Source organism: Stutzerimonas stutzeri, from assembly GCF_000219605.1.
GTDB lineage: Bacteria > Pseudomonadota > Gammaproteobacteria > Pseudomonadales > Pseudomonadaceae > Stutzerimonas > Stutzerimonas stutzeri.
Window position 1 is genome coordinate 2,758,762 of the sequence record NC_015740.1, and the last position, 21,238, is coordinate 2,779,999.

General features: G+C 64.8%; 21 protein-coding genes. 4 read left to right on the plus strand and 17 right to left on the minus strand.

The genetic code is table 11. The annotated features are described in order from the left end of the window. Nucleotides 1–94: 94 nt before the first annotated feature. The 10 genes from PSTAB_RS12745 to fliE form a co-directional block, all read right to left on the minus strand. Nucleotides 95–1,324 (minus strand): flagellar hook-length control protein FliK, encoded by a 1,230-nt coding sequence (locus PSTAB_RS12745; protein ID WP_013983227.1) that lies wholly within the window; start codon nucleotides 1,322–1,324, stop codon nucleotides 95–97. Between the two features lie 159 nt (nucleotides 1,325–1,483). Further along, nucleotides 1,484–1,834 (minus strand): Hpt domain-containing protein, encoded by a 351-nt coding sequence (locus PSTAB_RS12750; protein WP_011913694.1) that lies wholly within the window; start codon nucleotides 1,832–1,834, stop codon nucleotides 1,484–1,486. 27 nt (nucleotides 1,835–1,861) lie between these two features. After that, nucleotides 1,862–3,553: an ATP-binding SpoIIE family protein phosphatase gene (locus PSTAB_RS12755; protein ID WP_193384066.1), complete on the minus strand. Its 1,692-nt coding sequence runs from the start codon at nucleotides 3,551–3,553 to the stop codon at nucleotides 1,862–1,864. Between the two features lies 1 nt (nucleotide 3,554). After that, complete coding sequence (locus PSTAB_RS12760) at nucleotides 3,555–3,860, minus strand: STAS domain-containing protein (RefSeq protein ID WP_011913696.1); 306 nt, start codon at nucleotides 3,858–3,860, stop codon at nucleotides 3,555–3,557. A 262-nt stretch (nucleotides 3,861–4,122) separates the two neighbouring features. Continuing rightward, on the minus strand, nucleotides 4,123–4,575 hold the full coding sequence (fliJ, locus tag PSTAB_RS12765; protein ID WP_011913697.1) for a flagellar export protein FliJ: 453 nt from the start codon (nucleotides 4,573–4,575) through the stop codon (nucleotides 4,123–4,125). A gap of 3 nt (nucleotides 4,576–4,578) precedes the next feature. Next, on the minus strand, nucleotides 4,579–5,937 hold the full coding sequence (gene fliI, locus PSTAB_RS12770) for a flagellar protein export ATPase FliI (protein ID WP_013983229.1): 1,359 nt from the start codon (nucleotides 5,935–5,937) through the stop codon (nucleotides 4,579–4,581). Continuing rightward, nucleotides 5,927–6,703 carry a flagellar assembly protein FliH gene (gene fliH, locus PSTAB_RS12775; protein WP_011913699.1) on the minus strand — a complete coding sequence of 259 codons (777 nt, stop codon included), beginning with the start codon at nucleotides 6,701–6,703 and terminating at the stop codon, nucleotides 5,927–5,929. Before fliH ends, fliI begins: the two co-directional genes overlap by 11 nt. Nucleotides 6,704–6,722: 19 nt before the next feature. Next, nucleotides 6,723–7,739 carry a flagellar motor switch protein FliG gene (gene fliG, locus PSTAB_RS12780; protein ID WP_011913700.1) on the minus strand — a complete coding sequence of 339 codons (1,017 nt, stop codon included), beginning with the start codon at nucleotides 7,737–7,739 and terminating at the stop codon, nucleotides 6,723–6,725. Further along, nucleotides 7,732–9,516 carry a flagellar basal-body MS-ring/collar protein FliF gene (gene fliF, locus PSTAB_RS12785; RefSeq protein ID WP_013983230.1) on the minus strand — a complete coding sequence of 595 codons (1,785 nt, stop codon included), beginning with the start codon at nucleotides 9,514–9,516 and terminating at the stop codon, nucleotides 7,732–7,734. The genes fliG and fliF overlap by 8 nt, the downstream gene beginning before the upstream one ends. 13 nt (nucleotides 9,517–9,529) lie before the next feature. Next, nucleotides 9,530–9,859 carry a flagellar hook-basal body complex protein FliE gene (fliE, locus tag PSTAB_RS12790; protein ID WP_011913702.1) on the minus strand — a complete coding sequence of 110 codons (330 nt, stop codon included), beginning with the start codon at nucleotides 9,857–9,859 and terminating at the stop codon, nucleotides 9,530–9,532. A 246-nt stretch (nucleotides 9,860–10,105) separates the two neighbouring features. Here fliE and PSTAB_RS12795 point away from each other — a divergent pair, with 246 nt between their 5' ends. Then, on the plus strand, nucleotides 10,106–11,293 hold the full coding sequence (locus PSTAB_RS12795; protein WP_013983231.1) for a benzoate/H(+) symporter BenE family transporter: 1,188 nt from the start codon (nucleotides 10,106–10,108) through the stop codon (nucleotides 11,291–11,293). Nucleotides 11,294–11,338: 45 nt separating this feature from the next. Here PSTAB_RS12795 and PSTAB_RS12800 read toward each other — a convergent pair whose 3' ends face one another. Continuing rightward, entirely contained in the window at nucleotides 11,339–12,100 is a 762-nt protein-coding gene (locus tag PSTAB_RS12800; protein ID WP_013983232.1) for an SDR family oxidoreductase, read from the minus strand. A 217-nt stretch (nucleotides 12,101–12,317) separates the two neighbouring features. Between PSTAB_RS12800 and PSTAB_RS12805 the strand changes: the two genes are divergently transcribed. Then, entirely contained in the window at nucleotides 12,318–13,322 is a 1,005-nt protein-coding gene (locus tag PSTAB_RS12805) for an NADP-dependent oxidoreductase (RefSeq protein WP_013983233.1), read from the plus strand. 56 nt (nucleotides 13,323–13,378) lie between these two features. On the opposite strand, the gene pyrF is transcribed toward PSTAB_RS12805, so the two are convergent. Continuing rightward, complete coding sequence (gene pyrF / locus PSTAB_RS12810) at nucleotides 13,379–14,074, minus strand: orotidine-5'-phosphate decarboxylase (protein WP_013983234.1); 696 nt, start codon at nucleotides 14,072–14,074, stop codon at nucleotides 13,379–13,381. Nucleotides 14,075–14,232: 158 nt separating this feature from the next. On the opposite strand from pyrF, the gene PSTAB_RS20975 reads away from it, so the two are divergent. Together PSTAB_RS20975 and PSTAB_RS12815 are read left to right on the plus strand one after the other, a co-directional pair. After that, a complete protein-coding gene (locus PSTAB_RS20975) occupies nucleotides 14,233–14,400 on the plus strand; it encodes a DUF2897 family protein (RefSeq protein ID WP_011913707.1) in 168 nt (55 codons plus the stop codon). 114 nt (nucleotides 14,401–14,514) lie between these two features. Then, nucleotides 14,515–17,082: a bifunctional diguanylate cyclase/phosphodiesterase gene (locus tag PSTAB_RS12815; protein WP_013983235.1), complete on the plus strand. Its 2,568-nt coding sequence runs from the start codon at nucleotides 14,515–14,517 to the stop codon at nucleotides 17,080–17,082. Between the two features lie 19 nt (nucleotides 17,083–17,101). Here the strand turns inward: PSTAB_RS12815 and PSTAB_RS12820 are convergent, their stop codons facing one another. The 5 genes from PSTAB_RS12820 to PSTAB_RS12840 all read right to left on the minus strand — a co-directional run bounded on the left by PSTAB_RS12820 (nucleotide 17,102) and on the right by PSTAB_RS12840 (nucleotide 21,168). Beyond that, nucleotides 17,102–17,611 (minus strand): hypothetical protein, encoded by a 510-nt coding sequence (locus PSTAB_RS12820; protein WP_013983236.1) that lies wholly within the window; start codon nucleotides 17,609–17,611, stop codon nucleotides 17,102–17,104. A gap of 36 nt (nucleotides 17,612–17,647) precedes the next feature. Continuing rightward, entirely contained in the window at nucleotides 17,648–19,078 is a 1,431-nt protein-coding gene (locus PSTAB_RS12825) for an aminotransferase-like domain-containing protein (protein WP_013983237.1), read from the minus strand. Nucleotides 19,079–19,184: 106 nt separating this feature from the next. Next, nucleotides 19,185–19,982 carry an OmpA family protein gene (locus PSTAB_RS12830; RefSeq protein WP_013983238.1) on the minus strand — a complete coding sequence of 266 codons (798 nt, stop codon included), beginning with the start codon at nucleotides 19,980–19,982 and terminating at the stop codon, nucleotides 19,185–19,187. Continuing rightward, complete coding sequence (locus PSTAB_RS12835; protein WP_019405818.1) at nucleotides 19,979–20,332, minus strand: DUF4398 domain-containing protein; 354 nt, start codon at nucleotides 20,330–20,332, stop codon at nucleotides 19,979–19,981. Before PSTAB_RS12835 ends, PSTAB_RS12830 begins: the two co-directional genes overlap by 4 nt. An 11-nt stretch (nucleotides 20,333–20,343) precedes the next feature. Next, complete coding sequence (locus PSTAB_RS12840) at nucleotides 20,344–21,168, minus strand: substrate-binding periplasmic protein (RefSeq protein WP_013983239.1); 825 nt, start codon at nucleotides 21,166–21,168, stop codon at nucleotides 20,344–20,346. Nucleotides 21,169–21,238 lie beyond the last annotated feature (70 nt).

The window sequence follows — 21,238 nt, forward strand, 5'->3', positions numbered from 1 at the left end:
CAGGCCCGGGACAGCGACAAGCACGACGGGCGGCGACAGGCCGGCGCCAGCCTTGAGGCTGCGCCGGCGTCGGAAGATATTGGCGGGGGGCGCCTTAGGCGTAGTAATCCACCAGGCCACGATCGCCCGTGGCCCGGTTGCTGGCGATCTCGCTGACACCGACCTGCAGTTCTTCTTCGGCCTCTGCCGAAGCTCCGCCGCGGGACGAACCACCCTCGCCACCGCCCTGCCAGCCGCGGGCCAGGGACTGATCGGAGACGTTGACATCCATCAGGTTCATGCCCTGCTGGGTGAACATTTCGCGCAAGCGCTGCATCTGGCCTTCAAGGGCCTCACGCACACCGGCATGAGGGCTGAGGAATGTCACCTGGGCCTGATCCTTGGTCAGATCGATCCGCACTTCCATGCGACCAAGCTCAGCCGGATCGAGCTGGATCTCGGCGGACTTCAAGTTCTGGCTGGACAGCCACATCACCCGATCCACCACTGCCTCGCTCCAGCCGGCCTGCTGCATCTGCACCGGCTGGCCAGGAACCAGGGCCGGTCGCTGCGGCTGCTGGACCTGCTGGGCGATGGCCTGGCTCAACGGGTTCAGGCGAGCCGCAGCTGGGTCTGCGGAACTCGAGCTGCGGCTCTCCTTCGGCCCCTCGAGGCTTTCCAGAAGCTCCTTGGTTGCCAGCTCCAGCTCTGGCTCTTCAGACGTATCGGCGGACTGGCCGGCCAATAGACTGGCGAAACCGTCATCCGCTTCGGCCTTTGCCTGAGCGTCCGCGAGCGGGTTCTGTGGTTGTGCCTGGACGGCCTTCGGCAGCGCGCTCGACGCTTCGTCCAGCGTCGGCAGCCCCGCAGAGAGTGTCTCCTCCATCGTCTGATCAATGGCGGCAGCAATCGGCGACTGCGCGGTCGGCAAGCCGGACAGAAGCGTCTCACCGCCTGCATCCGTCGCCGGCTGTACGTCTTCCGCGGGCACCAACTGGGCGCCCAGACCGAGCAGCAGCAATGGGTCGAGCTCGCTGTCGGGCGCCTCGTCCGTCACCGTTTCGGCAGGCAAGGGATTGCCGCTCTCGGCAACCGCCGGCTTTTCGTCACTGGTAGCGCCGGCGGCCTCTTGCCGCCCCTTGTCCTCGACGGACTTGTCACGAGCGCCATCGTTGCGCGCGGGTCGGTCGACCGGCTTGGCCTGGCGCTCCTTGGCGTAGACATCGGAAAAGCTGGCGTTGCCGTTGTCCCGACCGTCGCGCGGCGTATCAGGCGCCTTGGTCGCGGCTTTGGGTCGCGCATCGACGGTCGGGGATTTGAGCAACAGGTCGGGGGAAACGGCCATGAGGAGATTCCGCTACGGATGGATCGTGGCGGGAAACGGAGCAAGTTCCGGGCCAGCGTAGCGATGCCCTGTCGGAACAAGCTGAACCGCGCGCTTGACGGGCAGGTTCGGCCGCATCGCCTGGCCGGCGACGAGCTGCTGCGTCAGAGAATTGGCCGCTCAGCCGTAGCGCTGGCGCTCGGCACGAAACAGGATGCCGATGATGGCGAACTCGCGCTCGATGGACTCGATGAGCGCCGGCGCCTTGCCCAGCTGCTCCTCCCGAGCCGCCGTTTCCAGCTCCTGACACAATTCGGCCAGCAGGGTCGCACCCATGTTGCTGCAGCTGCCTTTGAAACTGTGTGCGGCACGGCGCAGCGCCTCGGCCTGGTCAGCCTGACATGCCTGGCGAAGCAGCCGAACCCGCTCTTCGGAATCGGCGAGAAAGGTATCCAGCAGCGCCGGATACTCACTCTCCATTACATCCTGCAGCGTGGCCAGCACGGCGCTGTCGAGATGAGCGTTGGACACCGCGGCACTCCAGTCGAAAGCGGTGGATTATGCCTCAGCCTGCCAGACGAACTCCACGCTCAGCCCGCGCCCGTCCGACTGCCAGTCGAATCCGTCGCTCAGCCGGCGTACCAGATGCAGCCCCCTGCCACTGAAACGATCGGTGCCAAGCTGGACTTGCAGCGCCTTTTTGACATCGAACCCTACACCGCTGTCGTCGATGCAGATGCGCAGGCGACCGCCTGTGCTGTCGGTCTTGATCGTCAGCTCGAGATGAACATGCCCGTCCACCAGCGACTGCAAGCGTTGCTGGCGCTGCTCGTAGTAGCGCTTGAAGCCCTCGGCATCGCACTTGAGGGACGAGTCCAGCCCCAGCACCCCGTGCTCCAGCGCGTTGGAATACAGCTCGCCCAGTACCGTGTAGATGGCACCGGCGCGCGAGCGCAGCTGGTTGACCTGTAACAGGATCTGCAGCAGCGAAGGCAGTGGATTGCCGTTGCGCAGGCTCTCGGCCCGCAGCTCGACGCGGATCGACCAGTCCATTGGCCGGGAGCGATGCGCCGTGGCCGAGACAGTCGGCGGCATAGGGAGCGCGTCCCGGCTCACCACGACCTCGACCAGACTGAGGTCGTCGTGCGGCTGCCCATGGAAATCCAGGAGCGCCTGTTCGATCTCGTCGAACACCGTCGCGGGATCCCGATTGGCTTCCAGGGCGGCCAGCAGCCGCTGCTCGCCGAACAGCTCGTCGGCGGCGTTGCGGCTCTCCACCACGCCGTCGGAAAGCAGCAGCAGGCGATCGCCGGGGGCCAGCGGGTAGTGTTCGAACTTGTCATCGAGCGCCGTCGCGGACACCACGCCCAGCGGGAGATGCCGGGAAACCAGCGCGGTACGCCGGCCATCGGCCGAAATCAGGTAGCCATCCGGCAGCCCGCCGTTCCACACGCGCAGGGTGCCCTGCTTGGCATCGATATCCAGCAGCGTGGCGCAGCAGAACATCTCCACCGGGAGGATCTGTTTGAGCTTGGCATTGATCTCGCGAAGGATGTCGGTGCTGGAATAGCCCTTGGCGGCCATGCCGTAGAAGGTTTCGGCCAGCGGCATCGCGCCGATCGCCGCCGGCAGGCCATGGCCGGTGAAATCGCCGAGCAGCACGAACATCTGCCCAGCCGGCGCGTGGGCCGCCAGCAGCAGATCGCCGTTGAACAGCGCCTGCGGGGACTGCCGGTAGCGGATGTTCGGCGCACTCAGGCAACCGGCGTGAGCGACCTTGTCGAAGATCGCTTTGGCCGCACGATGTTCGTCGAGCAGCTGCTGGTTGCGCCGGGCGATCAGATCGCGCTGCTCGAGCACCGTGGCCTGCAGACGGCGCAGGCGATGCATGGCCTGGATCTTGGCTTCGAGGATGATGGGGTTGTACGGTTTGGCGATGAAATCGTCACCGCCCGCCTCCAGGCAGCTGACCAATGCCTGGTTCTCGCTGAGCGAGGTGAGAAAGATGATCGGGACCAGTTCGTCCCCGGCCAACCGCTTGATCTGCCGCGCCGCCTCGAAGCCGTCCATCACCGGCATCAAGGCGTCCATCAACACCAGTTGCGGACGCTCCTGCTGGAACAGGGCCACCGCTTCCTGCCCATCGGCGGCGGTGAGCACCCGGTGCCCCTGCTTGCCGACGATGGTGGACAGCAGCATCCGATCGACCGGGCTGTCCTCGGCGATCAGGATCGACAGCCGCATGGGCATGTCAGGCGATCACGAACAGTTGTTCGAAGTTGGAAACCGAGAGGATCTTGCGTACGTCCGGGCTGCAGTTGAGCAGGCGGATGTCGGCTTCGTCGCCGCCGGCATGGTCGCGCAACAGCAGCAGCATGCCCAGCGCCGAGCTGTCCATGTAGGTGGTGCCCTGCAGATTGACCACATAACGCTGCGGGCTCACGTCCTGACGCTGGTAGGCGTCGCGGAAGGCCTGATGCGCATTGAAGTCGAAGCGTCCGCTGATGGCTATGGTCAGCTCCTGCCCATCTGCCGAAGGCTGCGAGGTAATGGTCATGTGGCACTCCCTGATCCGGAACATCTCGACGGCCGCTTCGTTGGCAGCCATCGTTGATTATGCGAGTTGGGCAGCCGCACACCGGCTGAAAAGGCAGCGATCCAGGCCAGCGAACTGACAGGGCGGGACCGAACCGCTATTCATAACCCGATCGGCGACCGCCGCGTTGAACGGGTGAAGATTTATCATTCAAGCCTCGGCGCGGCAAGCACGAATCCCGCCGGAGCCGCCTCGTGCTGCCGCGAAACAGAGCCGGTGCCGCTCAGTGTTCCCGTGAACGACCGGCCAGACGCTGGGCGAATTCGTCGAGCAGTTTCTGTTCGCGCTTGTCCGCCGCGATACGGGCTTCGCGCTGATAGCTTTCGATGAGCTTGCTCAGCCCTTCCACCCGCGCGTGCCGCTGGTGCCACTGCTGGCGCACCTTGAGCAGGTTGTCGCGATACCAGTTGACACTACGCTGCTGCTGACCGATGGCCGACTCGAGCTGGGACAGGAAGCGCTGGTAGTTCATCAGCCACTGGCCGGATACGCCCTGGCTGCCCTGCTGCATCCACTGTTGCTGATAGTCGCGGAAGTACTGCTCGAGCTCGGCCAGTTTGCCCTCGGCCTGCGTCAGCTGGGTCTGTGCCTGCCCCAGCAACCGCGCGGCGTCGCGCTCGGCGCGCTCGGCCATCTCGATGACCGGCGCCAGGCGCGCTGCCCGACTGGCCGCCATCGATTAGCCCGCCTGCCGGGGGGCGAACACCGTAGCCAATTGCGCGGCACTCTGGCTCAGCCCCTCGCTTTCATCGAGCCCCTGACGCAGGTAGCTGACCATTTCGGCCTGGCGTGCAATGGCCATATCGGTCTCCGGATCGCCACCCGGCACGTAGGCGCCGACGCTGATCAGATCGCGGCTCTGCTGATAACGGGACCAGAGCTGCTTGAAGCGCTGCGAAGCGCGAACGTGCTCGGCGCTTACCACCTGCGGCATCACCCGGCTGATGGAAGCCTCGATGTCGATGGCCGGGTAATGCCCCTCCTCCGCCAGCCGACGCGACAGCACGATATGGCCGTCGAGTACACCGCGCGCGGCATCGGCGATCGGGTCTTGTTGATCGTCGCCCTCGGAGAGCACGGTATAGAACGCGGTGATCGAACCGCCGCCCTGCTCGGCATTGCCGGCGCGCTCGACCAGGCTGGGCAGCTTGGCGAATACCGACGGCGGATAACCCTTGGTCGCCGGCGGCTCGCCGATGGCCAGGGCGATTTCACGCTGGGCCTGGGCGTAGCGGGTCAGTGAATCCATCAACAGCAGCACGTTCTTGCCCTTGTCGCGAAAGTACTCGGCGATACGTGTGCAGTACTGCGCGGCGCGCAGACGCATCAGCGGCGCATCGTCGGCCGGCGAGGCGACCACTACCGAGCGCTTGATGCTCTCTTCACCGAGGATGTTCTCGATGAATTCCTTTACCTCGCGACCACGCTCACCGATCAGCCCGACGACGATGATGTCGGCCTCGGTGAAGCGCGTCATCATGCCCAGCAGCACCGATTTACCGACACCCGTGCCGGCGAACAGCCCGAGGCGCTGGCCGCGCCCGACCGTGAGCAGGCCATTGATGCTGCGGATGCCGACATCCAGCGGTTCGCTGATGGGATGGCGCTTGAGCGGGTTGATCACCGGACCATCCATCGGCACCCAGTCCTCGGCGCGCATGCCGCCCTTGCCATCCAGGGCGCGCCCAGCGCCATCGAGCACACGACCGAGCATGGACATGCCCATGGGCAGGCGTCCGGTGTTGACCAGCGGCACGACCCGCGCGCCTGGCGCGATACCGGCCAGGCTGCCGACCGGCATCAGATACAGCTTGCCGCTGGAGAAGCCCATCACCTCGGCCTCGACCTCGGTCGGGTGATAGCTGTCGTCGTTGATCACCAGGCAACGGCTGCCGACCGCCGCCCGCAGCCCCTCGGCCTCCAGTGTCAGGCCGACCATGCGCAGCAGGCGGCCCTCAAGCAGCGGTTGGCTGGGCAGCTTGATCGCCGCTTCATAGGTTTCGAAACGTTTGGCGAAACTGACCCGCTCAAGGCGCATCGGACACGTCCAGATCGACATTCAGGTCGGCAGCCGGCGGGTGGGTGGCGTTCTCCCGCTGCTGCTCGAACAGTTGCTTGATGGCCTGGGTCAGGCGCGTTTCGATGCTGGCATCGATACGGCTGTGCTCGGTTTCGATATGGCAGCCGCCTGGCAACAGGCTGCTGTCCTCAAGGATGCGCCAGCTTTCCTCGTGGCGTTCGCGCAGCGCCTTGATCAGCTCGAAGTCCTGCGGATTGACGTGGATGCGCACGTTGCTGGCACCCATGGGCAGCAGCTTCAGCGCCTCGCGCAGCACCTGGCGAATCTGGCTGGAGTCGATCAGCAGATCGCGCTGGATCACCTCACGCGCCATGTGGCTGACCAGCGTGACCATGGCATGCTCGAGGTTGCGGTCCTGATCGGCGATCGGTTCGAGCAGCTGCTCCATCAGCCGCTCCAGGCTCTGCAGCCGCGGCGCCAGAGACGCCTCGGCCTCCTGCCGGGCCTTGAGCTGGCCCGCATGGAAGCCATCCTTCTCGCCAGTGGCGAAGCCTTCGTTATAGGCCTGCTGGCGAATCGCCTCGAGCTCATCGAGCGTCAGCGGTTTGACTTCCTCGACCGGCACGTCCTCGCTACGCGCCAACTCTTCGACCGTTTCCTCCACGCTGGGCGCTGACGGCAGCTCCTCTTCCTCGCCCTGCGGGTCGAAACTGGGCAGCGACCAGCGATCGAACAGGCTGACGTCTTTCGCGCGAATGAGGTCGCTGGGGTTGTCCTTCGCCATGTGTGAGGTGTTGTCCTGGTTAGATCATCTCTTCGCCGCCCTTGGAGCCCAGGACAATTTCCCCGGCCTCGGCCATGCGACGAGCGATGGTGAGAATTTCCTTCTGGGCATTTTCCACGTCGCTGACACGTACCGGCCCCTTGGCCTCCAGATCGTCGCGCAGCAGCTCACCGGCGCGCTTGGACATGTTCTTGAAGACCTTCTCCTTGATGCCGTCGTCGGCGCCTTTGAGCGCCATCACCAGCACGTCGGAGGATACCTCACGCAGCAGCACCTGGATGCCACGGTCGTCGACCTCGGCGAGATTGTCGAAGACGAACATCAGGTCTTCGATCTGGCTAGACAGGTCCTCGTCCACCTCGCGGATGGCGTCCATGAGCTGACCTTCGATGGAGCTGTCCAGGTAGTTCATGATGTCGGCCGCCCGCTTCACGCCGCCCAGGCTGGCGCGGCTGGTATTGGTGCTGCCGGAGAACTGCTTCTCCAGGATCAGATTCAATTCCTTCAGGGCGGCGGGCTGCACGGTATTCAACGAAGACACGCGCAGCACGATGTCCAGGCGCACCTTGTGGTCGAAGTGGGACAGCACCTCGCCGGCCTGATCCGGATCGAGATAGGCCACCACGATGGCCTGGATCTGTGGATGCTCGTAGCGGATCACATCGGCCACGGCGCGCGGCTCCATCCACTTCAGGCTGTCCAGACCGCTGGTGTTGCCGCCCAGCAGGATACGATCGATCAGACCGCCGGCCTTGTCCTCGCCCAGTGCCTGGGTGAGCATCTTGCGGATGTAGCCGTCGGAGCCGACGCCCAGGCTGGTCTGGTCGCCGACGATCTCGACGAACTCGCTCATCACCTGCTCGATCTGTGCCTTCTGCACGTTGCGCATCTGCGCCATGGCCGTACCGACGCGCTGGACCTCTTTCGGACCGAGGTGGCGCAGCACCTGCGCCGCATCGGTCTCGCCCAGCGAGAGCAGCAGGATGGCAGCCTTGTCGACCTTGTTGAGCTTGGCTGGAACTCGATTGTCACTCATCGGCGTTGATCCACTCTTTCACCACCTGGGCTACCCGTCCCGGGTCATCGGCCACCAGGTTCTTGATCGCGTTCAGCTGGGCTTCATATCCCTCGCTGGGGCTTGGCAGCAGGATGTTCTGCGGACCGCTCAGGCTGACCCTGTCGTTGGCCAGGCCGCCATCCAGACCTTCGTCCTCGCCCAGTTCACCGGGCATGCCGGCCACCTGCAGTTCTTTACCGGCGTTCGGATTGGTCAGGCTCTTGAGCACAGGGCGCAGTACACCGAACACCAGGACCAGGATGAACAGCACGCCGAGCACCTGCTTGACGACATCCCAGAACCAGGGCTGCGAGTAGAACGGAATCTCCTCGAAGGTTTCACCGAAGCTGTCAGCGACGAAGGCGGTGTTGATCACGCTGACGCTGTCGCCGCGGCTGGCGTCGAAGCCAACGGCGTCCTGTACCAGCCGGGTGAAGCGCGCCAGATCGTCGGCATTCCACGGCACGCGCACCATCTCGCCAGCCGCATTGAGCGACATCTGGTCGTCGACTACCACCGCCACCGACAGGCGGCGCAGGCGGCCATGCTGCTGCTTGGTGTAGCTGATGGAACGATCGAGCTCGTAATTGCGCGTGGCCTGCTCGCGCTTGTCTGCCGGGAACGGCGCCAGCATCGGCTGGCCGGTCACCGGGTCCATGATCTGCTGACCGTTGGCGTCCACCAGCGGCTGGCCGGGCGCCACGGCACCGGCGGCCGCAGCAGCCTGATTGGCCTGCTCGGGAGCCGAAGCCGGGCCCGGCGGCTGGTTGCTCAGGGCACCCGGCACACCTTGCGGCGGCAGGCTGCTCTGGCGCTGTTCATTGACGCTCTGCTCGCTGCGCAGTGCCGGCTGGTCCGGGTTGAAGGTCTCCGAGGTGGATTCAACCGCGCTGAAATCCACATCCGCCGAGACTTCCGCCTTGTAGCGGCCACTGCCAAGCACCGGCTGCAGGATATTGTGCACACGCTGGGTATAGAGGCTTTCCATGCGGCGGCTGTAGTCGAACTGCTTGCCCGCCATGCTCAGCTCGGTCAGCTCCTGTTGGTCGGAGAGCAGATTGCCCTTCTGGTCGACCACGGTGATCTGCGACTTGTTCAGCTCCGGCACGCTGGTGGCGACCAGGTTGATGATGGCCATCACCTGACTCGGCTCCAGCGCTCGCCCTGGATAGAGTTCCACCAGAACCGAAGCGCTGGGCTTGCGCTCGTCGCGCACGAATACCGAGCTTTTCGGAATCGCCAGGTGCACACGAGCACCCTTGACGTTGTTCAGGCTGGAAATGGTACGACCCAGCTCACCCTCGAGGCCACGGCGATAACGGGTCGCCTCCATGAACTGGCTGGTGCCGAGGCCCTGATCCTTGTCCAGAATCTCGAAACCGATGTTGCTGTCGGCCGGCGCGATGCCGGCGCCTGCGAGCTTCAGGCGGGCACGCGCCAGATCATTGGCCTTGACCAGCAGGGCACCGGAATTGGGTTCGACGGTATAGGCGATGTCCGCGGCAGCGAGGGTTTCCATCACCTGATTGGCATCCATTCCCGCCAGGCTGCCGAGCAGCGGGCGGTAATCGGGTTGCTGCGACCAGAGCACCACGGCAAAACCCATCGCCACGCTGGCCGCCAGCCCGACCAACAGGCCGATCTGCCGCAGCATGGACATTTCCGAAAGGTTTTCCAGGAACGACAGGCCCAGCAAGGGCTTCTTGCCACCCTCGGGGGTTGCCGGCACCGGAACGTTGCTCACCGCTTCAGCCATGATTCAATCCGCCTCACACCGGCATCTGCATGATGTCTTGGTAAGCCTGAACCAGCTTGTTGCGCACCTGGGTCATGGCCTGAAAGGAAACGCTGGCCTTCTGCGAGGCGATCATCACTTCGGTCAGGTCGACACCGCCCTGCCCCATCTCGAAGGCAGAGGCGAGCTGGCTCGAAACCTGCTGGGTTTCGTGCACCTTGTTCACCGCCTGGCCAAGCATGTCGGAAAAGCTCGGCGCGCCGACCTCCTGGGTCTGGACCTCCGGCTTGGAACGCGCCATGGCATCGGTCTGCATGGCCCGCATTTCCAGCATCAAGCGATTGAATTGAACGCCCTGACTCATCTAATCCTCCAACAGCCGCGGTTTTTTTGACGCATCGCGCGGCGAGCAAAGACTAGATAGCAACAAGGGTGCCAGTTCGCAGGTGAAGCGCCTGGCGGGGCGATGACAGGCAGCAGTCATTGCCGACTGTTACGCCCAACGCGCCTTTGGCTGTACCGGGACGCTGGCCAGCGCAGCCCCCTAGGCTTGTACCATAGGCCGCGGCAGCCGTCGGCCTCCCATCGCTCAGCAGAAGAACAGCAAAGAATGAACGAAATCAGTCGCAGCGCCCTGCGTCCTCTGAGCGACAGCTCGCCATCCACTGTCGTCGCCGGCTTCATTGCCATGCTCACCGGCTACACCAGTTCACTGGTGCTGATGTTCCAGGCGGGCCAGGCGGCCGGGCTGAGCGCCGGACAGATCTCGTCGTGGATCTGGGCGCTGTCCATCGGCATGGCGATCTGCAGCATCGGCCTGTCGTTGCGCTATCGCACGCCCGTGGTGGTTGCCTGGTCGACGCCCGGCGCCGCGCTGCTGATCACCAGCCTGCCCGGCGTTCCCTATGCCGAAGCGATCGGCGCCTTCATCTTCGCATCGGCCTTGATCGCGCTGTGCGGCATCACTGGCAGCTTCGACCGCCTTATGCGGCGGGTACCGGCGTCCCTGGCCGCCGCGCTGCTGGCAGGCGTGCTGTTCAACATCGGCAGCGAAATCTTCCGCGCCGTTGGTGTCCAGCCGGTGCTGGTGCTCGGCATGTGCTTCAGCTACCTGCTGACCAAGCGCCTGCAGCCACGTTACGCAGTGCTGGCCGCACTGCTGGTGGGTTGCCTGATCGCCGGGGTTACCGGCCTGCTGGATATCCAGCGCTTCAGCCTGCAGATAGCGGTGCCGGTGTGGACCACCCCGGCGTTCTCTTTCGCTGCCGTATTCAGCATCGGCATCCCGCTGTTCGTTATCGCGATGGCCTCGCAGAACATGCCGGGGCTTGCCGTGCTGCGCGCCGAGGGCTATCAGGTGCCGGCTTCGCCACTGATCTCGACAACGGGCATCGCCTCGGTGCTGCTAGCCCCATTCGGCTCCCACGGCATCCATCTGGCGGCGATCACCATGGCGATCTGCGCCGGCCCGGAGGCGCACCCCGACCCAGGCAAACGCTACACCGCAGCAGCCTGGTGCGGCGTGTTCTACGGCATCGCCGGTATCTTCGGTGCGACGCTGGCGGCGCTGTTCGCGGCCTTTCCGGCCGCGCTGGTGCTGTCCATCGCGGCGCTGGCCCTGCTCGGCTCGATCGGTTCGGGGCTGACCCAGGCGATGCAGCAACCCAACGAGCGCGAAGCGGCGCTGATCACCTTCATGGTGACGGCATCGGGGCTGACGCTGTTCGGCATCGGCGCGGCGCTGTGGGGCTTGATCGCGGGGGTGATCACCTTGCTGATTCTGCGCCGCCGCAACTGAGCGGCGCTGAAAGGGGTGTCCGGCCTGGCCGCGCCGGGCGCGCCGTCAGATCGCGGTCGCACCACCATCCACTGCCAGGGCGTGGCCCGTGGTGAACGCGGCGCCGTCGCTGCACAGATAGAGCACAGCCGCGGCGATCTCCTCCACCTTGCCGATGCGCCCGACCGGGTGCATGGCGGCCGCGAACTCCGCTTTGCGCGGGTCGGCTTCATAGGCGCGGCGGAACATGTCAGTATCGATCACCGCCGGGCAGACGGCGTTCACGCGAATCTGCTTCTTGGCGTACTCGATCGCCGCCGACTTGGTCAGGCCGATCACCGCATGCTTGGATGCCGCATAGATGCTCATCTTCGGCGCGGCACCGAGCCCTGCGACCGATGCGGTGTTGACGATCGCGCCGCCGCCCTGGGCGAGCATGACCGGCAGCTGATGCTTCATGCACAGCCAGACACCCTTGACGTTGACGCCCATGATCGCGTCGAACTCCGCTTCGCTGCCCTCGGCCAGACGCCCCTGCTCGATCTCGATGCCGGCGTTGTTGAACGCATAATCAAGGCGGCCGTACTGCGCCAGCGTCTGCTCGATCAGCGCCTTGACCTGCTCGTCGCGCGTCACGTCACAACGAACGACGATCGCCTCGCCACCGGCGGCGCGAATGGCCTCGGCGCCGTCGCGTATGCCCGCCTCGTCGATGTCCGCCAGTACCACCTTGAGCCCCTGCTGGGCGAATGCGAGCGCCGTGGCGCGACCGATGCCGGCCGCCGCGCCCGTCACCAGGGCGACCTGGCCGGAGAATGTCATGCTCATGATTGTTCTTCCCGAAGATTTTCGACTCGCTTTGTGCCTGAAATGACCACGCCAGGCGTCCCGGTCAGACTTATACCCTCATGCGTACGGGCATTTCACCGCCGCCGCGGTCATATCACCGAAGTGGATGCCTGTGCATTCCAGCGCTCCGACGTCCCTTGCAGCTGCGCGCCGGGCGAGCTACACCAAACCTTTCGCAACTACGAGGCAAACGTTCATGACCCTGCTCAACCAGCAATTCCTGCTCGCCCAGCGACCTGTCGGTGCACCGACCCGCGAGACCTTCGAGTTCGTCGAGAAACCGCTGGGCGAGCCCGGACCGAATCAGATTCTGGTCAAGGTCGAGTATCTGTCCATCGATCCGGCCATGCGTGGCTGGATGAACGACGCCAAGTCCTACATCCCGCCGGTGGGCATCGGCGAGGTGATGCGTGCACTGGGCGTGGGCAAGGTGATCGCCTCGCAGCATCCCGATTACAAGGAAGGTGATTACGTCAACGGCGCCCTGGGCGTGCAGGCGTACTACCTTGGCGAGCCGAAGGGCTTCTACAAGGTCGATCCGCAACAGGCACCACTGCCGCGCTATCTCTCGGCGTTGGGCATGACCGGCATGACCGCCTACTTCGCACTGCTGTCGGTCGGCCAGCCGAAGGCCGGCGAGACCGTGGTGATTTCCGGGGCCGCCGGCGCGGTCGGCAGCATTGCCGGGCAGATCGCGAAGATCAAGGGCTGCCGCGTGGTCGGCATCGCTGGCGGCGCGGACAAGTGCCGGTTCCTCACCGAGAAGCTCGGCTTCGATGGCGCCATCGACTACAAGAACGAGGACCTGGCCGCGGCGCTCAAGCGTGAGTGCCCGAACGGCGTGGACGTGTACTTCGACAACGTCGGTGGCGACATCCTCGACACGGTGCTGCAGCGCCTCAGCGTCGGCGCGCGGGTAGTGATCTGCGGCGCCATCAGCCAGTACAACAACAAGGAAGCGGTGAAGGGCCCGTCCAACTATCTGTCGCTGCTGGTCAACCGCGCACGGATGGAGGGCATGGTGGTCACCGACTACGTTTCGCGCTACCCCGAAGCGATGCGCGACATGGCCGAGTGGCTGGCCAGCGGCAAGCTCAAGAGCAAGGAGGACGTCATCGAGGGCCTGCAGACCTTCCCCGAAACACTGATGAAGCTGTTCACCGGCGGCAACTTCGGCAAGCTGGTCCTTAAGGTCAGCTGAGCGTAACGAGGTGAAGTCACAGGCCGAGCCCAGTGGCTCGGCCTTCTCGTTCGCGCTTACGCCAGCTCGGCTACCACGTTGGCCAGCGCGCTCGCCGGGTCCGCGGCCTGGCTGATCGGGCGACCGATCACCAGATAATCGGACCCCGCCGCCATGGCCTGAGCCGGAGTCAGAATCCGGCGCTGATCGTCCTGGGCACTGCCCGCGGGCCGGATACCCGGTGTAGCCAGTTGCAGCGCCGGGAACTGCGCTTTCAGCGGCACGGCTTCCTGGGCCGAACACACCAGTCCGTCCAGCCCCGCCTGGGCGGCCAGACCGGCCAGACGCAGTACCTGCTCCTGCGGCGCGACGTCCAGCCCGATGCCGGCCAGATCATCCTGCTCCATGCTGGTCAGCACGGTGACGCCAATCAGCAGCGGCGTGGGGCCGGACATGCCGGCCAGTGTCTCGCGACAGGCCGCCATCATCCGCAGGCCACCGGAGCAATGTACGTTGACCATCCACACACCCAGCTCGGCAGCGGCTTTCACCGCCATCGCCGTGGTGTTGGGGATGTCATGGAATTTGAGGTCGAGGAAGACTTCGAAATCCATTGCCTGCAACGCCTCGACAATCGCCGGGCCGCAGCGAGTGAACAGCTCCTTGCCGACCTTCACCCGACACAGCCGCGGATCGAGCTGCCTGGCCAATGCCAGTGCGGCATCGCGGGAGGGGAAGTCGAGCGCTACGATAATCGGAGTCTGGCAGGTCATGGCATGTCCTCGAGAAATTCGGCACGCATTGTCGCAGAAAATGTCCCATGCGACGAAAGCCTCGGCGCAGGGTCCAAACAGGCATGATCAGCAAAACGGTGACCGCTCGGGCGCACCCAAGTAAAGTGCGTAAACCGCTCGCCTGTCTGGAGGAACCCATGCCCTGGTATTTCTGGCTGATTCTGGTCGTCGCGCTCGGCTCGATCGTCGGCAGTCTGTTGATGTTGCGCTCCACGGCCCGGAAAATTCCGCTCACCGACGAGCAGAAGAAGCGTATTGCCCAGCGCAATGCCGAGGCCGACGCACAGGAGTCGCGCGACCGCTGAGCGCCGACCGATGCCGGGCGCAGGTACCGGCAGACGTTTACAGATGCCCGCCGCACTCAATAGTGGCACTATGCCCGTTTGCCGCGATCATGCAGTTCTGGCAGGACTTTCTTAATGCAATCTCCCCTCCCCGTTGACGGCCCGACCAACCCGAAGGCCAAGGCGATCTTTGCCCGTCGCATTCTCCCCGGCATGGTCGCGCTGCTGGTGGCGGCAATCGTCGCGGCCGCTTTCGCGGTCGTTCATATCGCCCGCAAGATCGACCAGGACGCCCTGCAACAGAGCCGTTTTCTCGCTGGCAAGGCGCTGCAGGCACAGCACGAATGGATGAACCGCTCCATCGTCGACTACGCCTTCTGGGGCGACGCGTACGTGCACCTCAATCAGCAGGTCGATGTGAACTGGGCATTCACGCAGGCCAATCTTGGCCCTTCGCTGTACAAGGATTTCGACTACGAGGCGGTACTGGTGATCACCCCGACGGGCGAAACCCCGTACGCCGTCATCCAGGGCAAGCTGCAGTCGGTGGATGCGTTCCAGTATCTGCAACACGGCTTGCCCGAGCTGCTGACGCGGGCCCGTGCTGCGGCTGAGAATGACGCTGGCGCTTCGGCCCTGCTCTGGGTCGACGGGCAACCCGCGGTGGTCGCGGCTGCGTCGCTGGCCACGGGTGGGGCAGATATCGAAGAGCACGAAGGACCACCATCCACGCTCGTCTTCGTCGATGTGCTCGACACGGCGCGGTTGGAAGCTATCGGCGGGCAGTACGCTGTGGAGCAGTTGCGATTGCTCGTCGACCCGTCGGACCAGACCGGGCCGATCATCAGCCAGGCGCTGGAGGATGGAACAGCCGTCCACTTCACCTGGACGGCGCCACAGCCGGGGCGCCTGCTGCTTCTGGTCACCCTGCCCGTTCTCGGCGCCGTGGCACTCGGCCTAGGGCTGCTGGCCTGGCTGCTGGTGCGCCATGCGCTGCGCGTGATGCACCTGCTCGACGTCAGCTACGCACGACTCGCCTCCAGCCGCTCAGCGCTGGCCGAGAGCGAGGAGCGCTTCCGCGATGTGGCGGAAGCGGCCTCCGACTGGATCTGGGAGACCGACGAACAAGCCCGCCTGACCTTCCTTTCCAACCGTTTCCGGCAGATCACCGGCCACGAACCGGCACAGTGGCTGGGCCGCCCGCTGCTGGAGCTGCTGATCACCGACAGCGCGGCGCTGCAAAATTGGCTAGAGGCGCCCCACAGCGCACCGCTGCGCAGCAGCTACCGCGCCGCCGATGGCTGCGAGCGCTATTGCCGGCTGGCTGCGCGCACCATCCAGCACGACGGCAAGCTGCTCGGCTACCGCGGCACCGCCAGCGACGTGACCGAGGAGACCCGGGCACAGGCGCGGGTTCAATACCTGTCGCAGCATGACGCACTGACCGGGCTGCCCAACCGCAGTCGCCTGCGTGATTACCTCGAGCAGAACCTGGCCTCGCTGCGTAGCGGCTCGACCCTGACGCTGCTGTATATCGACCTCGACCGCTTCAAACCGGTGAACGACACCCTTGGCCATGCGGCCGGCGACGAGGTGCTGATCGGCGTCGCGTCACGTCTGCGCGAGCGCACCCGCGATGGCGACCTGGTGGCGCGCCTGGGCGGCGGCGAGTTCGTCGTCGTGCTCCATCGCATGGGCGAAGACAACGATATCGATCGTCTGTGCAACCGAATCATCGATGCGCTGAGCGCTCCGTTCATCTACGAGGATCAGCAGATCAGCATCGGCGCCAGCATCGGCGTGGCGCTGGCACCGACCGACGCCAACCAGGCCAATGAACTGTTGCGCTGCGCCGACATCGCGCTCTACCAGGCCAAGGACGCCGGCAGAGGCACCTGGCGCGCCTACGGCCGGGAGATGGATCAGCGCCTGCATGAAAGGCTGCGCCGCGAAGAGGAACTGCGCGTGGCGATCACCGAGCAGCAGCTCGAGGTGCACTACCAGCCGCGTTACCAGAGCCAGGGCCTGTACATCATTGGCGCTGAGGCACTGGTGCGCTGGGATCATCCGCAACGCGGCATGCTGTTACCCGAGCAGTTCATCCCGCTGGCCGAGGAAACCGGGCTGATCATCCCGCTCGGCCGCTGGGTGTTGCGTCAGGCCTGCCAGCAGGCGGCGCGCTGGCCGGGCGACACGGTGGTATCGGTCAATCTCTCACCGCTTCAGCTGCATGATGATCGGCTGCTGGAAGAGATCACCCAGGCACTGGCGGACAACGGCCTTGCCGGCAACCGCTTGGAACTGGAGGTGACCGAGAGCGAACTGCTGCGCGAAACCCAGAACACCCTGGAGTTGCTCAAGCGCATCAAGGCGCTGGGTGTTCGCCTCGCGGTGGACGACTTCGGCACCGGCTATTCGTCCCTGACCACCTTGCGGCACTACCCCTTCGACGTGATCAAGATCGACAACAGCTTTGTCGCCGGCATCGGCCAGTCCATCGAAGATCACTCCATCGTCCGCGCCCTGATCGAGCTGGGCCGTGGCCTGCGGATGCGGGTGACGGCCGAGGGCGTGGAAACCGAAGAACAGCTGCGCCTGCTGACCGACGACGGCTGCACGGAGGTGCAAGGTTTCCACATGAGCCATCCGCTGCCTGCGCAGGACCTATGGACGATGTTGCATGCAGCGGAGCGCCAGAGCTAGGCGCGCCGATAAAGCAGCATCAGCGCTTGAATTCGAACTGGATTTCCGCACCTTCGATCAGCGATTCGTCATCGTCTTCGCCCGAGATCAGGCGACCGCCGATCTGCATCGAGCGTGACGGTTTCGCCGCGTCGAAAAGCGGCGGCAGCAGGCGGGTGGATTCGCTGCTTGGCGCAGGCATCAACTCTTCGGCCAGCTCTTCCGGCAGGCGTAGGTCGAGCACCGGCTCGACGAGCTCGACTTCGGCCGGCTTCTCCGGCTGCTTGGCTGGCGCGGGGCGCGGTCGAGCCGCGGGCTGAGGTTCGGGCTCCGGAATGCTGATCTGCACAGGCGGTGGCTCGGTTTCCGCTGCCTGCTCCACCGGCGCCACCTCGATATCCAGATCAGGCGGCGCCTGTGCCTCGTCAACGGGCTCCGCTGCCGGTTGCTGCGACTGTGGCGTTTCCCGTTCGGCATCCCGAGGTTGCTCCTCGCGCTCGCATCCACCGAGCAAGGCCAACAACAGCAACAACAGGGGCGGCCTCGGCATCGGCATCTTTCCTCACGGCGAACGACTCAGGAGCGTCTATTGTGCGTCCCGGCACAGCTCCGACGCCAGTTGCCCGAGCGTACGCAGCGCCCGCTCGGTTTCATGATTCCACGGCAGGCCACAGTTGAGCCGTATGCAGTGGTTGAACTGCTCGGTGTTGCTGAAAATCAGACCCGGCGCGATGCTGATGCCCTGCTCCAGCGCCCTCACGTGCAGTTCCTGAGTATTGACCCGCACCGGCAGACTGACCCAGAGAATGAAGTTGCCCTTGGGCCGCGTCATCTGCGTGCCTTCCGGGAAATAGCGCTGCACCGCCAGCTGGAAAGCGCTGAGGTTCTTGCGGTACTCCTGGCGGATGGCCCGCAGGTGTCGATCATAGCCACCATTCTCCAGGTACGCGGCCACCGCCATCTGCGTCACGCTGCAGGCCGAGTGGGTACTGAAGGTCTGCAGGCGCTCGATCTCCGGTTGATGGCGTCCGGCGATGATCCAGCCGATACGCACACCGGGTGACAGGGTCTTGGAAAAACTCGAGCAATAGATGACCCGCCCGTCCCGGTCGTTGGACTTCAGCGCCTTGTACTGGTCCTGCTCGAACATCAGCTCACCGTAGATATCGTCCTCTACGATCTGGATGTCGAACCGGGCCGCGAGGTTCAGCAATTGCTTCTGCCGGTGGTCGGGCATGCTCACACCCAGCGGGTTGCTCAGCCGCGCCGTGAGCACCAGCGCCTTGATCGGCCATTGCCCGGCCGCCAGCTGCAGCGCCTCGAGGCTCATGCCGGTATCCGGATCGCTGGGAATTTCGATGACCTTGAGCCCCAGCAGGTCCGCCAGTTGCAGCAGGCCGTAATAGGTTGGCGATTCGGCGGCGATCAGATCACCGGGCCGGGTCAACACCCGCAGCGACATTTGCAGTGCATCGACGCAACCATGGGTGATGACGATCTCGCCGGGATCGACCACCACGCCGGCGTCGCGCATGCGGATCGCCACCTGACGACGCAACGGCTCGTAGCCGGGACTGAACATGTAGCTGAACGCCCGTGGGCTCTGGAAGCGCGTGACCTTGGCAAGTTGCTGGTGCAAAGCCCTGACCGGCAGATAATCCACATGCGGCACGGCGGCACCCAGCGGAATCAGCCCTTCGCGACGGGACTCGCTGAGCACCTGGTTGATGATGCTGCTGCGCGTGACCAGCGTGGGTCGCTCGACCCGGGCGATATCGGGTGTCGGCGCGGTGAGGACCGGCGTCTGGTGGACATAGAAGCCGGACTGCGGACGCGCCCGGATCATGCCCTGATCCTCCAGGTTGGCGTAGGCCTGCAGCACCGTCGCGTGACTGACGCTCAGCTGCCGGCTCATCTTGCGCACCGAAGGTACACGTTCGCCAGGCCGATACACTCCCCGCCGGATGTCCTCGGCGAGCTGCTGGGCAATGCGTTGATAGAGCAACAGATTGGTCATCTCGCCGGTCTCCCGCCAACTGAACCGTAACAGTAGCTCAGCGGACCACCAGCGGACCAATACAGTTACGCAGCATGTGGGCGAAACAGTCTATCCAGACGGGGCGCTAGCGGTCCGGGCCGAGATTGCCCGCTGCATCGGAAAACAGTATTTCCACGCGCCGATTCTGCGCGCGCCCGCGTGCAGAGGCGTTCTCGGCGATCGGAAAGCGCTCGCCGTAGCCGCGCACCTCGACGCGCTCGGCTTCGATGCCCAGGCTGATGAGCAGGTCGGCCACCGTTTGCGCCCGCGCGCGCGATAGTTCGAGATTGGCTTGCGGATCGCCACGGCTGTCGCTGTAGCCTTCGATGCGTACCTTGCGCTGCGGATTGAGCTGAAGAAAGTGCACCAGCTTGAGCAAGGTTCGGTTGGCCGAGTTGCCAAGCTCGGCACTGTCAGGGTGGAAAAGCACGTCCCCCAGGGTCATCACCAGACCTCGGTCGGTCTCGCTGGCGGCCAGGCTCATCATCTGGTCTTCCAGCCAGCGCCCCTGCTGTTCAGCGGTCATCAGCTGGGCATCCTGCAGCATGCGCCGCAGTCGGTCGCGCTCCATCTCCAGACGCGCCACCTGCTCCTGATGCTGCAACAGTTCGCCCTGCTGCGCGGCGATCTCGCTGTAGCGTCGGCTCAGGTAAGCGTAATGGCGAGCGTCTTCGGCTCCCCCCCAGTAGTCATTGAAGCGTTCGGCGCGCTGCAGGGTCTCCAGCGCTCGCTGCAGGTCCTTCGGCGCACCGCGCTGAACCATGCCGTCAGCCTGAATGCGCTCCAGCGCGGCCGACGCCTGGGCGAGCTCATGCTCAGTGTCCTGGCTCGAGCAGCCGGCCAGTGCCAGCGCGGCCATGACGAGGAAGAAACGCATGTTCACCGGACCTCTCCCAACTGCTGGCGTAGACGCTGGATGCGTCGATTCAGATCGTCGATCTGTGCCTGGCGCTGATCCTTCAGCACACGCGCCTCCGCCAGGCGGGCATCCAGCTCCGCCTGCTCGGCCAGCATGCGGGCCTGACGATTGTCACCGGCTTGCAGCGCTGCACGCGCAGCGCTCAGCTTGCTTTCGGCCAGTGCCAGTTCCTCATGGGCCCTGGAGGCCTCCATGGAGCGGGCCTGCGCCACGGCCTGCTCGCTCAGCTGCAGCTGAGCGGTCGGTGCGGGATCGCTGGCACATCCGGCCAGCATGAAGAAGGCCAGTGATGCGCTGGGGAAGAGACGTTTCAACACGCTGAATCCTACTTTTTCGAAGCCTTTGGCCGCTCCGCCTGCTGGTTTTTCCAGACGGTCAGGTTGTGCGCCACCAGCTGTTCCGGCACACCTGCGGCGCGCAATTCTGTCATTTTCCGCGCCAGTTGTCCGCGCAGCCAGGGATCGTTGCAGGCCGAATCGTGCGAGATGGCCAGGTGCATGTCCCGCCCGACCACTGGCGGATCAAGCCGCTGAATCTTGTCCAGCAAGCCCGATGCATCCGCCGCGGCAACCGTGCTGTAGCGCTCGTGCAACAGGTAATCACTGCCGCCGGCGACCAGTCTCTGCAAGCCCTGGTCGAGGCTGTTGACCTGCTGCAACTGCAGGCTGCTCTTGGCGAAGGCATCGAACTCGCTGCCGAAACGCCCGGCGCCAACGGTCAGCCCGCCGTGCCCCTTCAGGTCCTCGCGGCTGGCATAGAAGAAGCCCGGCTCGTTACGTACCCAGGCGACGGTCTGCAGCTGGATGATCGCCGGGTGCACGAAATCCAGCTCTTCCAGGCGCTGCACGCTGAGGGTCGCATCGGCCAGCACGTCGACCCGACCGCTGCGTACCTCGTCGAGCGCCTTCGCTCGATCGCCCGTATAGAGCAGATCCAGCTTCAGTCCGAGGGAATCGGCAATCTGCCCGAGCAGATCGGCATTGGCACCGATCAGCCGTTTGGGGTTCTGCGGATCCCGCCAGAGAAACGGCGGGTTGTCCGCGGCACCGGTTGCCACCAGGCGATCACATTTTCCCGCGGCCGTTGCCGTGAGCGGCGTCGCCAGGGCCAACGCGATCAAGGCCGATTTCAACGCAAAGGCGAAACGCATGAAAATCCTCTTAGTGCGGTTGAGCGGGTGCGAAACGGTTGCGCCGATGGTACACCGACGAACCCGCTGA

Excerpts from the sequence above, each read along its gene's own strand:
- PSTAB_RS12815 (WP_013983235.1), top strand. The coding sequence starts at position 14,515 with ATGCAATCTCCCCTCCCCGTTGACGGCCCGACCAACCCGAAGGCCAAG.
- fliE (WP_011913702.1), bottom strand. The coding sequence starts at position 9,859 with ATGAGTCAGGGCGTTCAATTCAATCGCTTGATGCTGGAAATGCGGGCC.
- fliG (WP_011913700.1), bottom strand. The coding sequence starts at position 7,739 with ATGAGTGACAATCGAGTTCCAGCCAAGCTCAACAAGGTCGACAAGGCT.
- PSTAB_RS12840 (WP_013983239.1), bottom strand. The coding sequence starts at position 21,168 with ATGCGTTTCGCCTTTGCGTTGAAATCGGCCTTGATCGCGTTGGCCCTG.
- pyrF (WP_013983234.1), bottom strand. The coding sequence starts at position 14,074 with ATGACCTGCCAGACTCCGATTATCGTAGCGCTCGACTTCCCCTCCCGC.
- fliJ (WP_011913697.1), bottom strand. The coding sequence starts at position 4,575 with ATGGCGGCCAGTCGGGCAGCGCGCCTGGCGCCGGTCATCGAGATGGCC.
- fliF (WP_013983230.1), bottom strand. The coding sequence starts at position 9,516 with ATGGCTGAAGCGGTGAGCAACGTTCCGGTGCCGGCAACCCCCGAGGGT.
- fliI (WP_013983229.1), bottom strand. The coding sequence starts at position 5,937 with ATGCGCCTTGAGCGGGTCAGTTTCGCCAAACGTTTCGAAACCTATGAA.
- PSTAB_RS12820 (WP_013983236.1), bottom strand. The coding sequence starts at position 17,611 with ATGCCGAGGCCGCCCCTGTTGTTGCTGTTGTTGGCCTTGCTCGGTGGA.
- PSTAB_RS12805 (WP_013983233.1), top strand. The coding sequence starts at position 12,318 with ATGACCCTGCTCAACCAGCAATTCCTGCTCGCCCAGCGACCTGTCGGT.
- PSTAB_RS12795 (WP_013983231.1), top strand. The coding sequence starts at position 10,106 with ATGAACGAAATCAGTCGCAGCGCCCTGCGTCCTCTGAGCGACAGCTCG.
- PSTAB_RS12760 (WP_011913696.1), bottom strand. The coding sequence starts at position 3,860 with ATGACCATTACCTCGCAGCCTTCGGCAGATGGGCAGGAGCTGACCATA.
- fliH (WP_011913699.1), bottom strand. The coding sequence starts at position 6,703 with ATGGCGAAGGACAACCCCAGCGACCTCATTCGCGCGAAAGACGTCAGC.
- PSTAB_RS12800 (WP_013983232.1), bottom strand. The coding sequence starts at position 12,100 with ATGAGCATGACATTCTCCGGCCAGGTCGCCCTGGTGACGGGCGCGGCG.
- PSTAB_RS12755 (WP_193384066.1), bottom strand. The coding sequence starts at position 3,553 with ATGCCCATGCGGCTGTCGATCCTGATCGCCGAGGACAGCCCGGTCGAT.
- PSTAB_RS20975 (WP_011913707.1), top strand. The coding sequence starts at position 14,233 with ATGCCCTGGTATTTCTGGCTGATTCTGGTCGTCGCGCTCGGCTCGATC.
- PSTAB_RS12745 (WP_013983227.1), bottom strand. The coding sequence starts at position 1,324 with ATGGCCGTTTCCCCCGACCTGTTGCTCAAATCCCCGACCGTCGATGCG.
- PSTAB_RS12825 (WP_013983237.1), bottom strand. The coding sequence starts at position 19,078 with ATGACCAATCTGTTGCTCTATCAACGCATTGCCCAGCAGCTCGCCGAG.